The organism is Citrifermentans bemidjiense Bem, from assembly GCF_000020725.1.
GTDB lineage: Bacteria > Desulfobacterota > Desulfuromonadia > Geobacterales > Geobacteraceae > Geomonas > Geomonas bemidjiensis.
In genome coordinates this window covers 2485394-2500400 of sequence record NC_011146.1, presented here as the reverse complement: position 1 = coordinate 2500400, position 15007 = coordinate 2485394, and the positions used below count along the sequence as shown (strand labels likewise).

Here is a 15007-nt window from a genome sequence, read left to right as displayed (position 1 = left end):
AATGGTAGATCGAACGTCAAAGTGTCGGAGAAGCCCCGCGGAGAATGCACGTCTGTTCTCCTGCTACTCGGATCCTTCGCTGCTGCATGCGTACGCGCCGATGCCTGGGCTAAACGTTGGGTTCTACCAGCCGACATGAGAGGCAGCGCTTAGCAGAGCACGTAATGCTTGCTTGTCGTTTTGTGAACTAAGCGGAAGTCTGTGCATCGTTATCGATGGGCAGTACCTGGCCGGAGATTGATTTTCCGGCATCCGATGTCAGGAACAGGATCAGCGCGGCAATGTCCCTGGGATCTACGAATCGCTTCAGCGACTGGAGGCTCATCGCGGCGGATCGTTCCTCCTCCAGCGTCTTGTGTTCCGCGCTAGCGCGGCCCTGAAGGACGCGTTCGATCCGGTCGCCTGCGACGGCTCCGGGCGCGATGGCGTTGACGCGAATATTGTAAGGACCCAGTTCACGCGAAAGTGTTTTAGCGAAGCCGATGAGCCCCATCTTTGCCGTGCAATATGCGCTGCGGTTCGGATAGCCAAAGCGACCGCCAAGCGACGACATCACTACGATGCTTCCGGCTGCGGATTTTTTCAGATGAGGAATGCAAAGGCGCGTGACATGAAACGTCCCGATGACATCAACAGTCATGACCGCCTCCCATTGGTCGGGGTCAACGTCCTCAACGGGCGCTGTCGGTCCTGCGATGCCGGCGTTGTTCACCAGCACATCGAGCCCACCCAGCGCCTCGATGGCAGAGGTGACCATGCGTTTAATGTCGTCAGGCTTCGAGACGTCGCAGACAATAGTCTTCAGGCCAGAAATATCCTTTGCCGCGGTATCCAGCGCCTTCTCATCGATGTCGCAGACGCAGACTTCTGCGCCGGTCGCGGCATAGGCGCTAGCGATTTCTTTTCCGATGCCGGAGGCTCCGGCTGTAACCAATACACGCTGAGCCATTTTTGTCTCCCCTTGTATTTAGTTGTTTCTCCACGTAAAGGCTAATCTGGTTCAGTTACCGCTGCGTTACTGGGACCCTGCAAAAGAGTCGTCGCGTTCAGGTGGACCCTGTCGACATCCCGAACAATACCAGCTAATTACCTAATTACAACCACACGATATCTTTCTCGCCTAATCTGAATAACGTTCATGTGCGGACGCTTCAACGCCCCCAATTACGAACAGTGGGGGATGAAAGCAGGCAACCTTGATGTGCCTCAGGTTGACAGGTCTCTAGTTGGTGTGATAATACGGGTCTCCAATACCTGATACACGATAATACTCAACCACTCGCGAGGGTGGGGCGGAAAGCCTACAGGGTCTCCTTGAGACAGCCGGGTTGCCGAAATATCAACGCGATATTCAGCCCCGGCTTTTTTGCGTCTGCATTATAATCAATAACGTGGATCTGCATTCACAAGGAGGAGGATTTATGAGACAGAGAAAAATCATATTTGCAGTGTTGGCCTTGGTGATGGCCCTTTCTACCACAGCGGCCTTTGCAGAAAGTGGTGCCACCAAAATCGAGGACTGCATCGAGGTTGTCAAAGCCATCAAGGCCATCCCGGAACAGGGTGTTCCTCCGATGCTTCTGAAGGACGCCCAGGCTATAGCGGTTATTCCAAGTGTCATCAAGGTCGGCTTCGTCATTGGCGGCAGGTACGGCACCGGTGTTCTTACCGTGCGCGACGCAAAGGGGAACTGGTCCGCACCTGTCTTCATCAAAATTGCAGGCGGTAGCCTCGGTTGGCAGATCGGAGCGGAATCGACCGACCTTATCCTGGTGTTCAAAACCAAAAAGAGCGTGGACGGCATATTCCAGGGTAGGTTCACCCTGGGCGCCGACGCGTCTGTAGCTGCAGGGCCGGTGGGGAGAAGCGCCGAAGGGGCCACCGACCTTACGCTCAAGGCGGAGATCTACTCCTATTCGCGCAGTCGGGGCCTTTTTGCCGGAGTGGCGCTGAACGGTGCCGCCATCATGGTGGACGACGACGCCAATGCCTCGTACTACGGCAACAAGTATCTAGGTCCGAGAAGCGTGGTGGCAGGGGAGGGGGGTGAAAGGACTCCGGCTGTAACCAAACTGCTTGAGCTCATGTGAGAATCAGACTGCGATTTGATGCGGTAAACAAAGAAACCCGCCTCTGCATGCTGCCGAGGCGGGTTTCTTTTTCAGATCCGTTGCTAGCTTCTAGAAGAGGTAGTAAAGGGAAACGGCGCCCTTGAAACCATCGACGGAAGTCGCGCGAACGTCGAGCGCCTTCAATGTCGAATCGGTTTCGACAACGTAGGCAACGCTCGGCAGCAGATAGAAGTTGTGCGCCAACTGGATGTAACTGGCCACTTCGAAGGTGAAGTTCTCGTTGGCGGTCACTTCGCGGGTGGAGGTGTTGAAGTTGGCGTCAATTTTGGCATCGAGCGTAACCTCGTGGCTCAGTTCCTTCTCGAGACCGAGGGAAACGGTATGGGTGTCCTGCGCGTCGTGGTTCCTGATGGTAGCGCGGTAGACGGCGTAGGGGATGTTGTGGTGCCCCAGGTTGGCGCTCGCCGCGATGAAGGGGCTCACGTCGGTGGTGCCGGACCCTGCGTTGTTGCCGCCGGCGGTGTCGAACTTGACGCCGAGACCGGTCACCACGGTGCACGGCTTCTCTTCGCCACCCAAAAGGCGATATTTGGCTTCAACAGCGAAGTCGCCGAAACCGTCACGTTTTTCGTATTCCGGCTCGAACCCGTCGAACTGTGCCTTAGCCCGCTCGCTGAATACGTAGGGGATCGATGCGGAGACTTCCAGGCCGCTGCCGAGACCGACGCCGAGCGAGTAAACGGACTCGGTTGCGTTCGAGGTTGCCTTACCGGACTCGGCAGGAGTGCTGAGCTTGCCGCTGGTGTGGGAATATTCGAACAGGGCCTGCGCCTCGACCTGCTTCTTGTCGAGGACGTCCGTGATCAGCAACTTGTGTTCCGCGCGCGCTGCGGTCGAGGTCAAAAGTACTCCGCCAACTACTGCCAGAATCATCTTCTTCATGAAACAACTCCTCCTGAAATAAAATTTTCCTCGTCTCTAACACGCGAGGCGGCACTGTCAGTGAAATTCTTCAACAGAGAATAAACACAGAGTCCGCACTCGACGAATTAGGACCAGGAACGCTTCATTAATACAACAAATTGACTTCTGTGACAACCATAAACACGTTTATGCCAAGGAAACTTGCATGAATAGGTAATCGGAATCTGCCCACAGTATCAGGATTCCCGCCTGCCCGGAGCAACAGCAAAAGCCGGGAAGCCGGGAAGCCGGGAAGGCGGGCTTGATGCGAGGCATGTGACGGTAATATTTATGGTATAGTTCGGCTAAAGGTTGAAAAGCAAGCGGTGAGTCCAGTTCAAAATGAGAGAGCCTTTTCTTGTGGTGGAGGTGCCCAGTGGGAAGCCTGACTGCTTTAGAAGAAAGAATCACCGAGAAGCTGGCACAGCACAAAAAACAGCTCGCGGTGAAGCAACAGCAGCTTGACCAGACCATGAAGGAGTTGTTGGAACAGAGGGAGCGATTGTCTGCCGTGGCGGAGTCCCGGGTCGAGGCCATCATCATGCCGCGCCTGGAACGTCTGGCTCGCCAGTTCCAGAATGCCGAGATCGAGGTCGTGCACACCGATGAAGGTTTTATCTCCACCTGCAGGTTTGCGCACACCCCTCAGTTTCCTGCAACGGTGAGGCTCAGTATCGAGCTGTTGCCGGCCTCTTCCGATCAGTTGACCGCGCGATATGACCTCAGCATTCTTCCTGCCTTGATGGAATATTCCCAAAATGCCGAGAAGAACATTCAGTTGGGAGACGAGGAGTCCCTCGCCGCATGGGTGGAAGACAGGGTCCTTGCCTTTCTCGACGATTACCTCAGGCTGGAAACTCACCCGCTTTACCAGAAGGACAACCTGGTTGTCGACGTCGTTTGCGGCATGCATATTTCATTCGTTTCAGCAGCGACGACCCTGGAGCGTAACGGCTACACCTATTATTTTTGTTCCGAGCACTGCAGGGACCTTTTTCTGGAGAAATTTGAAGACCTAATCCCCCACCAAGAGGCAGAGAAGAAGGTGTGATTGTTAACGGCCGAAGACATCTCGAATGGTGTCCCGGTGCTCTTTCTCCCCGTTTTTCCTTCTCGTAAAGCTTCCATATCAATTCGCTTAAAAGATGACCACGGCATTTCGCAATTGCATCGGCGTCTTGACCAATTAACCTAAAAACGGTGTGTGCGCCATAAGTTGTACAGTGCACACACCGTTGCCTTCCCTTCACAACCCGATCATGACATCTTCATCATAACCATTCCTGTATTTCCGACCTGGATCATTACCATGGTGGACTTAGTCGGGTCCGCGATGCTTGTTGCCTTGACCATGAAAATCCCCGCCGAACTTGGGGCCGTGTAAAGCCCTGTGGAAGAGATGCTGCCGCCGTTGGCGGTGATGACCGACCAAGTAACTGGAACACTTGCTGTGAACTGTTGCGCACCACCCACCTGCAGTCTGATCGTTGACGGTGATACAGCTATCGCGCTTGATGTGGGCGCGGTACCAGGCATAACTATATTTCCAGACATCATGGTGCCGGCTGCCATATTACCCATGGGGCCAGTGAATACTGCGGTGCCATTGGCGTACATCATGCTGACGTTTCCATTATTATCTATGGTCATTTTCACGTCATCGAACATCTTGTCTAAACCTTGCCCGATGGTGAAAGATCCCGTCATGGGATCCATGTTCGTCGCACCGTACTGGTTCAGGAGCGGTACCATTTTCTGCTGGAATTGCTGATACGATGCAGGCTCACTAGCCATCATCGAAACCATGGTCGTTGAATTGGGCGATCTGTAGAAGCTGTTTAGGGACGACATATTAGTGAAGCTTCCCATATTGGCGACCATGAGCGTTGTCGCGGGGTTTATGTTGGCAGTCCCAGCCCCTGCACTCATAGAGTACAATGCACCAGCCCGCAGCATGAACGGAGGGGTTTTGCCGCTGACGTTGAACGAAAAGCTGCCGGTTTGCGGATTTATTGTCGTGTTCGTCTCACTGTTGGCGGAATCCTTTAGGAATACAGTCCCGCTCATAGGCATGCCTGTGGCCGCAACTCCCGATACTGTCGGTGTACTGGAGCCACCACCACCGCCACATCCAGCCAGTGTTAGAGTGAGAATAGCGGCAGAGACAAAGGTTGCTTTAATTCTTCTCATGATGTGATCTCCTTTGTGAAATTTTCGGAAGTTTTTAGCAAAGGTTAGTATATCCAGTTGAGTGGGTGGATCAAGGCCCTCCAGGATTAATATGCCGGAATATCGAAACTTTGTATTCAGCACATGATTTGCGGTCTTTAATAAACATTAGGAATCGAAACGGAGGGTGACAATCCAGACTTGGCATTCTTGAATTGGCTGTCTGGAGAAAAGGGGAACCAGTTTCGGAAATGTGGAACTGTTTTCCACAAAACTGTACCAGATTAGAAAAAAGCTGAACCGGTTCTGGAAAAAGTGGACCGGTTTTATTCAAAACTGTACCAGATTAGAAAAAAGCTGAACGGGTTTTGGGAAAAGTGGAACCGTTTTCCTCAAAACTGTTACCAGATTAGAAAAAAGCTGTACCAGATTAGAAAAAAGCTGGACCGGTTTCCGGGAAAGTGGAACTGCTTTTATGGAAACTGTTCCTGTTTGGCGAAAAGCGTAACTGGTCTACTGAAAAGTGGAACTCTTTTCAATTAAACTGATCACGTTTTTAAAAAGTTGTACCACTTGGGAACATCCATCTGTTTGTCAAAGTTGGGAGTGAAGAATTTCGTTACATTTCGTCTACATGACTGGCCTTCGGCGGTGTGGGATGGATGGGAGGGAGGCTTTTGGCCCTTCCCTGGAACTTACTTTTTACGTCCCATAAGATATACTCTAATAAGTTCAATTACTTACAAAGACATAGAGTCCCTGACCCGCAAAGTGTCCCCCTATAAGGTCGGACTTTTTACGCCTTTGTCGCACCATTTGTCAAGCATTCGATTAAAGCTAACTAAGCGTTTTCCTATAGGATAATTCGCACAGAGGCTATCCGTGCTAACCGGCCCCATCCTGGCCAACCCCCAAGGAGCTAGCCGGGCCTCGCTTGGTCTTGGGGAATACCGACTCGACCCGTCTAATCTCACCTCCTTGGGGATTGCTCGGGCAACTGCGCATTCCTTGGACTTCCTCGTCGCTCCGGGCGCAGCCTCCGCTCTTCGTCAGTCCCTTGAACGCCTCAGCTTCCTGAAGCGTCCTGAGCTTCTCAGGATACCCACGATAGTCTCGTAGGTGGCCCAAGGGCAATTTTCGGCCTTAAGGGCCTCGTTCGTTCGGCTGATCGCCTGTTTTGACTCCATCCCCTGACCCCTAAAAGCATCGAACACGGAACAGACCTTTTCCTTAAACGCCTCGTGCCGCTCCTCGGCCTCCATGATCGCGAAGGGATCGGCAGCTTTCCTGACTGCGACAGCGGCTCGGGCCTTGATGTCCATGCAACGGAAAAAGCCGTGCATCGACTCCAGCAGTTGGACAAAGAAGCGGGTCATTTCTTCGGGCAAAGCGATGGACAGGTAAACATAGCCGTTTTTGGCGCCCTGGACGTGAAAGTCTAAGGCAAAGTCTTGGTGCAACGGGTTGAACGCTGTGTTCAACTGCGAAAGCGCCCGATCAATGTCAACGGTCATTGATTGAGGCGCAAGGGGAGGGCGACCAAGTCCAGCTTTCTTGATCGTAGATAGATTAGAAGCCATCCTTCACCCCTTGCTGTATCGTCGGTGCAAATCGCTGTTGACTCTCAAGGAACCGGCAAACCAAATGCCGGAGCAAGGTTGATACAGTGACTCCTTCTTTCCTCGCATATTCCTGCAACGCTTCTAGGCGTTCGCCGTCGATCTTGGCGCTGATTTTCCTGTCGTAAATGACCATCTGAAACCCTCCATTCGATCCCTTCGAAAAGGGGCAAAAGTCTACCGTAGTGGACTAGAGTGCGGTATTACTTACCGCACGCTGCGCGGCTTCGGATGACCTTCGAGGCTTCGATGGTCCCATCGACAGGTCCTTCATGGCGCGGGGTTTCCTTGGTCCGGTCGGAACGTGACGAGAGGGGTAATCAAAGCCGGCATCACGCAGACGCCGCCTGTAATTGCGTATGGTCGGCAGAGAATAAACACGCTTGACGCCCTCAGAACCAAAGAGCGAATGCAGAAGATGGAAAAGCCGTAGCGGCGGTTCAGAGATTCCTTCCAGCTCTTTGTCGAAAGCCGTAGGGGTTCCTGCCGTAAGATTGACGAAGGCATGATGTGCAGCGAACTGCTCAGGTGTCCAGGTGGAAACGTCGAAGGACTCATCGCGGCCGTTGCCGTTGCATCCGGTCCAGTCGACAATTTGCAGCTCAACCCGCTTGTAGTCGCAGGAGGGCAGCTCGCAGGAGCCGCCTCTGGATAGGTGGAAACACTCTTTCTTGGCCATAATACTCTCCTCTTGGACGCATTATTTACGTCCCATAAGATATAGACTGTCTAGTGATATCGGGCAGTTACGTTGCACAGCTTCCCCTTACCCGCGATTGTCCGGACGATTTGTCTGGCATCTTGCGGCGTTTGTCGGACCGGTGTCAAGTTCCGCCTTATGAAACAAGCTTCTGCTTCCGGTATCGGCCTGCTTTTCTCAGTACTCCCTGGATGACCTCATACGTTGCCCAAGGGTGGTTCTTGGCCTTGAGAGCCTTATTCGTGAGCTTTGTGGCCACAACCCAATCATGACCCTGCCTCTTGAAGGAGTCATAGGTTGAGCAGACCTCTGACATGAACTCAGCTTGCAGTTGCTCGGTCCTGCTTTTCAGGTGCCCAGGTGCTTCTTGACGATGGGGGGAGAGGGCGGGTCTCTCTCCAACCTGGGAGCCATCAAGCAGCCTGACAACGAGGTGACGAAGCAGACAGGACACTGGCACTCGTTCCCGATCTGCGCGCATCTGTAAGCGATCAGCGAGGTCCGCATCGAGGCGCAGGCTGATCTTCCTGTGCATCTGCATTAGAGCTGACCCTCCCCAAGAAATTCTGTCGGAGATTGCGAACAGGTAATAAACCCAAAAGGCCTGACGCGCTTCGCTTGTCGCGAGCCCACAGCCACCCGGCAGAGCCGGGCCGCCGAGTGCTCGGTCAGTAGAGACCAGTTACGTCCCATAAGATATATTATGTCAAGTTGAACTTGACAATTTGCCCGAAGTTTACAAGATCGATTCAGTTCAATACAAAGACGGTGTTGCGATACTTACACTTTCTATTCCTGAAGCCCTGTTTCGTCCCTTTCAAGATTTCCTCCGTTCTACACTCCATATTTCTCAATATGCACAGACGCGTGCACGTGTAGCAAAGGCTACAGAAAAAAGCCAATCTGCTATCGAGCAACAAAGGAGACGTGCTGAGTTTGATCGTTTCAGTTCTCTTGTTGTCTCTGTCTTTGATATTTACCTTTGCCCTGATTTGACTGTTTATCACATCATACGTAAGACAAGGGACCATTTGAGAGAGTCAGGACACTGTATTGATTGTTACTCAGTGGAATTAATTGTTCGCAAAGCTGGCCGTTTATCTAGGCCGTATCTTAGATCAAAGGGGGTCAAGGTATGAGTTTACGAGGGGTGGGTGCTACTTCCCATGAAATGGAAATTTATGTCCTCTGGTGGTTGCAGAAGAATCCTTGTGATCGTAAGCGCAAAAAGGCTCTTCGTATTGTGTATGATCGCATGGTTGGGAAATCTCGCCTTTTACACCCGTCCTGTCGCCGTGTCCTTAAAATTCGCTCTTGGTATCTCTGACAGGTTATTCCCTATTGGGGGCGCGTGTGCCCGGCTCTGCCGGGTATTCGTGCCCCCAGGACAAGCGGTAGCGCGTCAGGCAAGCTGGCTATGCTGACGGCTCGTAGGCGTAAGCCGGAGAGAGGATGCTGAGACAGCTGACACCCCCGTTCTGTAACACGGGGGTAATTTTCGTTATTGAAACGCTAGGAAACATTTAGAAACGGTTTGACACAATCCACAGTTAATGCTATGGGTCATAATCACTACTGATTGAAACATTCTGAAACATGGAGGTTGTGTGGCTCAGCGAAAGAAAAAGAACACTGGCAAGAGGGTTAACCGCTCTCCTTATGATCTGCTGCAGTCTGAGTATGAGAAGTCGCAACGTCGAGCCATTGATGATGATGGGTATATGTCTGCGGTTGTCTCTCAAGGTCCCTCTGCTATGCCATGTAGCGTCGACCAGGGCGACAGCCCTAGTCTTAGCGTCTCCCCTTCCCCTGCTCCCTTATCGGCATCTACGCCGCTGGTTCCGTTGCTACTTACCATGGTTCAGGTGTGCGAGCTGCTTAACGTTTCTCGGACCACGTTTTACAGGATGCGTAAATCTGGGGAGATTCCCGGAGAGATTGAAATTGGTGGAAAAATTCTTTACCACCGTGAAACTCTGGAACAGTGGCTCTCTCGGTTGGCGCTTCCTAGTGATGCAAACATGCAACACGGGCTGGAACAAATTCTTTAATTTCGCTAATTCGTAATTTGTTTATTCTCAATTACATAGGAATTACCGCATGTCACATAATCCTTCGCAAGATATATTATGTCAAGTTGAGTGTATGGGTTCGCAGGGTTTGCACGGAGGTGAGCGACTTGCTCGTTTTCGAAGGGATTGGTGGCAGGATTATACCGCTGAAGGTTCTCTGCTCTCTTCGTGTTTCGCCTATCTAGGAGACAGGCTCAATTATATACCCCGCCGTGCACATCGCACGCTTGGCTTTAAAAAACTTTCGCCCCCCTGGCCTAGTCGTCGTGTTCGCGCCTTGCCGCTTAAGACCCGCCGCACGCCCCGACCCTCTGGAATGGCTTCACTTGAAATCCCTTCTCGTACTTTCGACGTTTCAGTTTCGACTCTTACGGTCAAACTCCTTGCGTCGACGCCTCCGACCAGGTAAAACCGCTTCTATCTCTGTTGTACGAAAAATGGGTGCAGGCCTACCCCTGCACCCATGCAAAAAGTCCCTTTAAACGGCAAATTTGGAAGCCTCTTTTTTGGGCACTTTTACCAGCGCCGGCTCTCCAACGCCTTTACCAGTTCGACCACCTTGTCCGCGACCAGGGATTCCAGCATGCGCCCTTTTTTCGCGGTCGCCTTGCCGGGATCGCCCCAGACACCGCCGGGCCAGAAACTCCGTTTGTCCCGAACCAGGATCCCGGTCGGAAACGACGGGTACTCGGCCTCGGCAAGCCCTTTGACCAGATGCGGATGCGAGTGCATGATCCTCGAGGTCTCGATCTCGCCGGCGTGCGCATCGCCACGAGTCTCGATGATACCGGCGCCGGCTTCCTTGGCCAAATCGTATTCGGTGACGACGGCCATGTTTATCTCCGGCAACTCGCGTATCAGTTCCTCGCCGGCGTCCTGCAACGCCATCTTGTGCGAACCGCCCGCATGACCGGTCAATGCTATGAAATTGGTGAGCCCATGCGCGTGCAGGGATCGCACAATATCTTTGAGCAGCGACTTCAGGGTCGCAGTGCTGATCGATACGGTCCCGGGATGGCACGACGTCGATCGGCAGGATCCATAATGGATCGGCGGCGCCACGAATAGCGGAATTCTTTCAGCCGCGCGTTTGCCGACCTCATATGCCTCGATGGTGTCGGTGGATAACGGCAAGTGGCTGCCATGCTCCTCGACCGACCCGAACGGAATGTACACGGTCTTACTGACCGTCAGTCCCCGGGAAAACTCCTCCATGGTCATACCTTCTATCAACATGGCGAATCTCCTTCATAAATAATTGAATTCAAAAGGATTTTACAAGGAATCCCCTCCCCTGCTTTTGCAATTGGAGGAGGGGAGGGTCGTGGCGCGCTAGGGGGATGCGAAGCTTCCCCTCCCCTATTTTGCCATCCTGCAGGAGGAATGGAAACCGCCGCTCTACTGCGCGTCCAGCATCTCGCGGACTTTTCTTGCCAATTCCATCGGCTTCGCGGGCTTGCGGATGAGGTCGATACCATCCATAGCGATACCCTTGTCCTGGATCAGGTCTGCGGTGTAGCCGCTCAAGAAGAGCACCTTTAGCTGCGGCGAGCGCTCCCTGAGCTTTTCGCAGAGCTCTTTTCCGTTCATCTTGGGCATGATAACGTCCAACAGCGCCAGGCTGATGTCGTGAGACCTCGACTGGTAGATCTCGAGCGCCTCTTCACCGCTTCCGGCCAGGATGACGTTGTACCCGTATCTCTTCAATACCGACTCAACGAGTCGACCTACCGAGGCATCGTCTTCGACGACGAATATCGTCTCGCTCCCTCCCTGCGGAACGAAGGTGGCGGCCTGCTCCACCGTCTGCGGCTTTTCGACGTTAAGGGGGAGATAAATGCTGAAGGTGGTCCCGAACCCGCGTTGGCTGAAGATGGTGACGTACCCCCCGTGCTGCTTGATGATGCCATACACGATGGAGAGACCAAGGCCTGTCCCGCGCCCCGGAAGCTTGGTGGTGAAAAACGGCTCGAAGATCTTTTGCTGCGTTTCGGGATCCATTCCGGTTCCGGTATCCGTCACCGTGATCAGGGCGTAGCGGCCAGGCATGCCGTACCCGTGCATCCGGTGGAATTCCTCGTCCAGTTGCACCGCCTCGGTCTTGATGGTCAGCTCGCCGCCGCCGGGCATGGCGTCCCGCGCATTGGTGGCAAGGTTCATCAATACCTGCTCGATCTGTCCGCTGTCGGCCATCACCATCAGCTTTTCTTCGCAGAAATAGGTCTTTAGCGTCACATCTTCGCCGATGATGCGGACCAGGAATTTCGCGTGCTTTCGCGCCAGGTCGCTCAATTCGACCTGGTGCAGCAGCATAACCTGTTTGCGGCTGAAGGCAAGAAGGCTTCTGGTCAGATGGGTGGCGCGGTCGGCGGCGTCGAGGATCTGTTCCATGCTCTCGAGCATCGGGTCACCCGCCGGCAGCGAGTGCTGCAGCAGTTGCCCGAACCCCATGATGACGGTCAGTATGTTGTTGAAGTCGTGGGCGACTCCCCCTGCAAGCTGGCCGATGGCTTCCATCTTCTGAGCTTGGCGCAGCTGCTCCTCGAGCTTCTTGCGCTCCGAGATGCTCTCCATGAACGCCATGAAATGGCTTATGGCGCCGGCGCTGTTTCTGATCGGGGAGATGGTGGCATGCTCCCAGTGGGTTGCTCCACTCTTGTACCGGTTGTTGAGCTCCCCGGTCCAGACCCGCCCCGAGGTAATAGTATTCCAGAGCCCCTGGTACAGTTCGGGCGATGTCTTGCCGCTTTGCAAAAGCCTCGGGTTGCGGCCGATGACTTCATCCGCCTCGTAGCCGGTGACGTGGGTAAAGCGGGGATTCACGAACTCGATGTTGCCGAGAGTGTCGGTTATGATGATCGAAACGGGACTTTGCATAACCGCTTGGGAGAGCTTCAGCAATTGCTCTTCCGCGAGCCTGCGCTCGGTCATGTCCTTATAGATGATGACGGCGCCCACCAGTTCCCCGTCCTCTCTTAGCGGGCTGCAGTTGCACTCCACGTAGAAGCTGGTGCCGTCCTTGCGCCAGAAGAGTTCTTCGCTCTTGTAGGGGCGCCCTTCGTGGCACGCCGCGGCGACCGCGCACTCCTGCACCGGAAAGGGCGAGCCGTCCTCCCTGCTGTGATGCATCAGCGCGTGCTGGTTTTGTCCCAGCAGTTCCTCCTGTGTCCACCCCACCATATCGGCGGCCGCAGGATTTACGAAGGTGATCCTACCCTGCGTGTCTACGCCGTTGATACCTTCGCCCGCGGCATCGAGAATCAGCTGCAGTTGCCGCCTGGTCTTTTCGTGTGCGTCCTGGGCCAGCTTGCGTTCGGTGATGTCCTCCATCACCTGCAAGGCGCCTACCAACACCCCGTTTCTGTCCCTGATGGGAGCGGCGCTGATGGTGATGTAGTGACCCGCCCCCGACGGGTCGCGGTACCACCCCTCGGCCTGAATGCCGCCGCTGATCAAAGGGGAATGCCGGTAGTGGCCGTAATGCTCGGACAAGCCATCGAGCGCCTCGTCGAGGATCAAGTCGGCCAGAAGCGGCCTCTCCGTTTCATAGAATATCTTCCAGAGGTTCTCCAAGCCGAGCACGTCATCGGCCTTTATGCCTGTGAGTGCCTCCAATGCGGAGTTCCAGATGATGACGCGATGCCTGTGGTCCAGCACGAACGTCGGCACCGTCGACTTCATCACCAGGCTCTCTGCGAACTCTTTCTGCGTCTGCAGCGCTTCCTCGGCCTGCTTGTGTTCGGTTATGTCCAGCATGGCGCCAAGGATGCCGCCATGACTTCCGTCGCTGGCCGGGAAGGTGGTCTTGAAGAACGTGATGTCGCGCTGTGCGAGTTGGCCGTTAACTGCCTTGGCCTCGAAGACCTGCACTCCGCCTACACCAAACAGTTCCTTGTCGGAGCGGTAGTACTTGTCGGCCAGATCCGGCGGGACTACGTCGTGGACGGTCTTGCCCATGAGTTCTTCCCTGCCAAGGCCGTTGAAGTCCAAAAAGGCCTGGTTGCAGCCAAGGTAATGCCCCTGAGCATCCTTGTAATACACCGGGATGGGGATGATGTCGATGAGTATCCTGGAGAAGTCCAACTGTCTCTTCAACTCGCTTTTCTGGGCTTCCAATTCGGCCAGGAGCTGGTCGAAGGCGTCGCGAAGCACCTCGATCTCGTCGCCGGTGTTGACGCCGACCGGTTGAGCCGCCTCTTTGTGCTGGGTCATGCCGCGGATCTGTTCGGTAAAGGCAAGTAGCGGCGCCGTCAGGAACTTCATCGAGAGCCAGACGATCAGTATCGAGATGAGCAGCACCACCGCTAAAGCGAAAATAACGTAGGTACGCGCCTTGTAGATCGGGGAGTAGGCTTCCTGCTGCGGGAAATTGGAGGCGAGTATCCAGCCGGTGGATTTCAGCCTCTTGAAGGAGCTGATCACCTGCACCTTGCGGGAGTTCACCGTCTCGCCGGTCCCCTCGAACCCGGCAAGGGCCCGGTCGTAGAGGACGTTGGCGCCGACCGGTACATCTTTGCGGAAGATTCGCCTGTGGTCGGAATGAACGACCATGGTCCGGTCTTTGTTGTACAGGTACAGGTACCCTTCCTTCCCGAGCACCACGCTCCCGATCCTGGTCAGGAAGTTGTTCTTGGTGAGGTCGATGCTCCCGCCCAGGACGGCGGAGACCTTCCCGTCGTTGCCGAAGACTGGCGCGGTGAACATGATGATCGGATGATGATGCGGCTGCGCAGAGATGAAGGGTTCGGATATCTGCGCTTTCCCTGTGGCAAGTGTGTTTTTCAGGTAGTCGCGGTGCAGGAAGTTCTTGTCGAGGAGCGTCGTTTCCGCCGGGTTGGCGGAGATGAGCACCCCCTCGCGCGAAAAAAGGAACAGTCCGTTGTCGAACATGGCGAGCGTATCGGGCCGGTCATCGAAGAACGATTTGAGGGCGACCGGGTCCGTGACGGCCCCCTTGCTCAGGGTTCCGGCGGCAGCAACCAGCTCGGTCTGGGACGAGAATATCTTGTCGTCGATCTGATCCGCGACGGCGGAGACCATGTTGAACTGCTGGGTGTACAGCAACTGCTTGAGCTGGTTCACGAAGTACATCTGGGTGGAAATAGCGAGTACGGACAACAACCCCGCTATCAGCAGGGATATGGTAACCGTCATCTTGGTTTTCAGACTGAAAGGTAGCAAGCAGCCTCCGTGCTATCAACCAAAGTTATGCGATGGTGGCCGCCTGTTTTATACAAAAGCGGCCGTTGCGTGTGGCGACAATACCGTAAACACGTCACCTTAATATGGATTCCTGCTCCCTGTCCAGACCAAAAAGAGACGGCTGCGCCGTCCGGATGAGCCGCTAACTAGCTATTTTTAACGGTAGTGCCCGCTCACTGGGCAGATTAAAATAACTGTCGGGCTTTGATG

General features: G+C 54.3%; 11 protein-coding genes and 1 riboswitch. Of the genes, 3 read left to right on the top strand and 8 right to left on the bottom strand.

What is annotated here, in order from left to right; translation table 11 throughout:
- Positions 1-187: 187 nt before the first annotated feature.
- On the bottom strand, positions 188-949 hold the full coding sequence (locus GBEM_RS10760) for an SDR family oxidoreductase (protein WP_012530583.1): 762 nt from the start codon (positions 947-949) through the stop codon (positions 188-190).
- A gap of 310 nt (positions 950-1259) precedes the next feature.
- A riboswitch (cyclic di-GMP riboswitch) is annotated at positions 1260-1336 on the top strand.
- Between the two features lie 85 nt (positions 1337-1421).
- On the opposite strand from GBEM_RS10760, the gene GBEM_RS10755 reads away from it, so the two are divergent.
- Positions 1422-2090, top strand: a complete 669-nt coding sequence (locus GBEM_RS10755) for a lipid-binding SYLF domain-containing protein (RefSeq protein ID WP_012530582.1) — start codon at positions 1422-1424, stop codon at positions 2088-2090.
- A 90-nt stretch (positions 2091-2180) separates the two neighbouring features.
- On the opposite strand, the gene GBEM_RS10750 is transcribed toward GBEM_RS10755, so the two are convergent.
- A complete protein-coding gene (locus GBEM_RS10750; RefSeq protein WP_012530581.1) occupies positions 2181-3014 on the bottom strand; it encodes a transporter family protein in 834 nt (277 codons plus the stop codon).
- A 397-nt stretch (positions 3015-3411) separates the two neighbouring features.
- Here GBEM_RS10750 and GBEM_RS10745 point away from each other — a divergent pair, with 397 nt between their 5' ends.
- The gene (locus GBEM_RS10745; protein WP_012530580.1) at positions 3412-4086 is read left to right on the top strand and encodes a YHS domain-containing protein; all 675 of its coding nucleotides are present in this window, start codon (positions 3412-3414) and stop codon (positions 4084-4086) included.
- Between the two features lie 206 nt (positions 4087-4292).
- On the opposite strand, the gene GBEM_RS10740 is transcribed toward GBEM_RS10745, so the two are convergent.
- From GBEM_RS10740 to GBEM_RS10725, 4 genes are all read right to left on the bottom strand, one after another.
- Positions 4293-5225 (bottom strand): hypothetical protein, encoded by a 933-nt coding sequence (locus GBEM_RS10740; RefSeq protein WP_012530579.1) that lies wholly within the window; start codon positions 5223-5225, stop codon positions 4293-4295.
- Between the two features lie 1028 nt (positions 5226-6253).
- Positions 6254-6784: a hypothetical protein gene (locus GBEM_RS10735; protein ID WP_012530578.1), complete on the bottom strand. Its 531-nt coding sequence runs from the start codon at positions 6782-6784 to the stop codon at positions 6254-6256.
- Positions 6774-6959 carry a hypothetical protein gene (locus GBEM_RS10730; protein ID WP_012530577.1) on the bottom strand — a complete coding sequence of 62 codons (186 nt, stop codon included), beginning with the start codon at positions 6957-6959 and terminating at the stop codon, positions 6774-6776. Before GBEM_RS10730 ends, GBEM_RS10735 begins: the two co-directional genes overlap by 11 nt.
- A gap of 54 nt (positions 6960-7013) precedes the next feature.
- Entirely contained in the window at positions 7014-7502 is a 489-nt protein-coding gene (locus GBEM_RS10725) for a hypothetical protein (RefSeq protein WP_012530576.1), read from the bottom strand.
- Positions 7503-9130: 1628 nt separating this feature from the next.
- Between GBEM_RS10725 and GBEM_RS21610 the strand changes: the two genes are divergently transcribed.
- Entirely contained in the window at positions 9131-9574 is a 444-nt protein-coding gene (locus GBEM_RS21610; RefSeq protein ID WP_049762654.1) for a helix-turn-helix domain-containing protein, read from the top strand.
- A gap of 537 nt (positions 9575-10111) precedes the next feature.
- On the opposite strand, the gene GBEM_RS10710 is transcribed toward GBEM_RS21610, so the two are convergent.
- Positions 10112-10831 carry a creatininase family protein gene (locus GBEM_RS10710; protein ID WP_012530571.1) on the bottom strand — a complete coding sequence of 240 codons (720 nt, stop codon included), beginning with the start codon at positions 10829-10831 and terminating at the stop codon, positions 10112-10114.
- Between the two features lie 162 nt (positions 10832-10993).
- Positions 10994-14776, bottom strand: a complete 3783-nt coding sequence (locus GBEM_RS10705) for a PAS domain S-box protein (RefSeq protein WP_012530570.1) — start codon at positions 14774-14776, stop codon at positions 10994-10996.
- Positions 14777-15007 lie beyond the last annotated feature (231 nt).

Coding starts and splice junctions, on each gene's coding strand:
- GBEM_RS10760 (WP_012530583.1), bottom strand. CDS start 949: ATGGCTCAGCGTGTATTGGTTACAGCCGGAGCCTCCGGCATCGGAAAA.
- GBEM_RS10755 (WP_012530582.1), top strand. CDS start 1,422: ATGAGACAGAGAAAAATCATATTTGCAGTGTTGGCCTTGGTGATGGCC.
- GBEM_RS10750 (WP_012530581.1), bottom strand. CDS start 3,014: ATGAAGAAGATGATTCTGGCAGTAGTTGGCGGAGTACTTTTGACCTCG.
- GBEM_RS10740 (WP_012530579.1), bottom strand. CDS start 5,225: ATGAGAAGAATTAAAGCAACCTTTGTCTCTGCCGCTATTCTCACTCTA.
- GBEM_RS10735 (WP_012530578.1), bottom strand. CDS start 6,784: ATGGCTTCTAATCTATCTACGATCAAGAAAGCTGGACTTGGTCGCCCT.
- GBEM_RS10730 (WP_012530577.1), bottom strand. CDS start 6,959: ATGGTCATTTACGACAGGAAAATCAGCGCCAAGATCGACGGCGAACGC.
- GBEM_RS10725 (WP_012530576.1), bottom strand. CDS start 7,502: ATGGCCAAGAAAGAGTGTTTCCACCTATCCAGAGGCGGCTCCTGCGAG.
- GBEM_RS10710 (WP_012530571.1), bottom strand. CDS start 10,831: ATGTTGATAGAAGGTATGACCATGGAGGAGTTTTCCCGGGGACTGACG.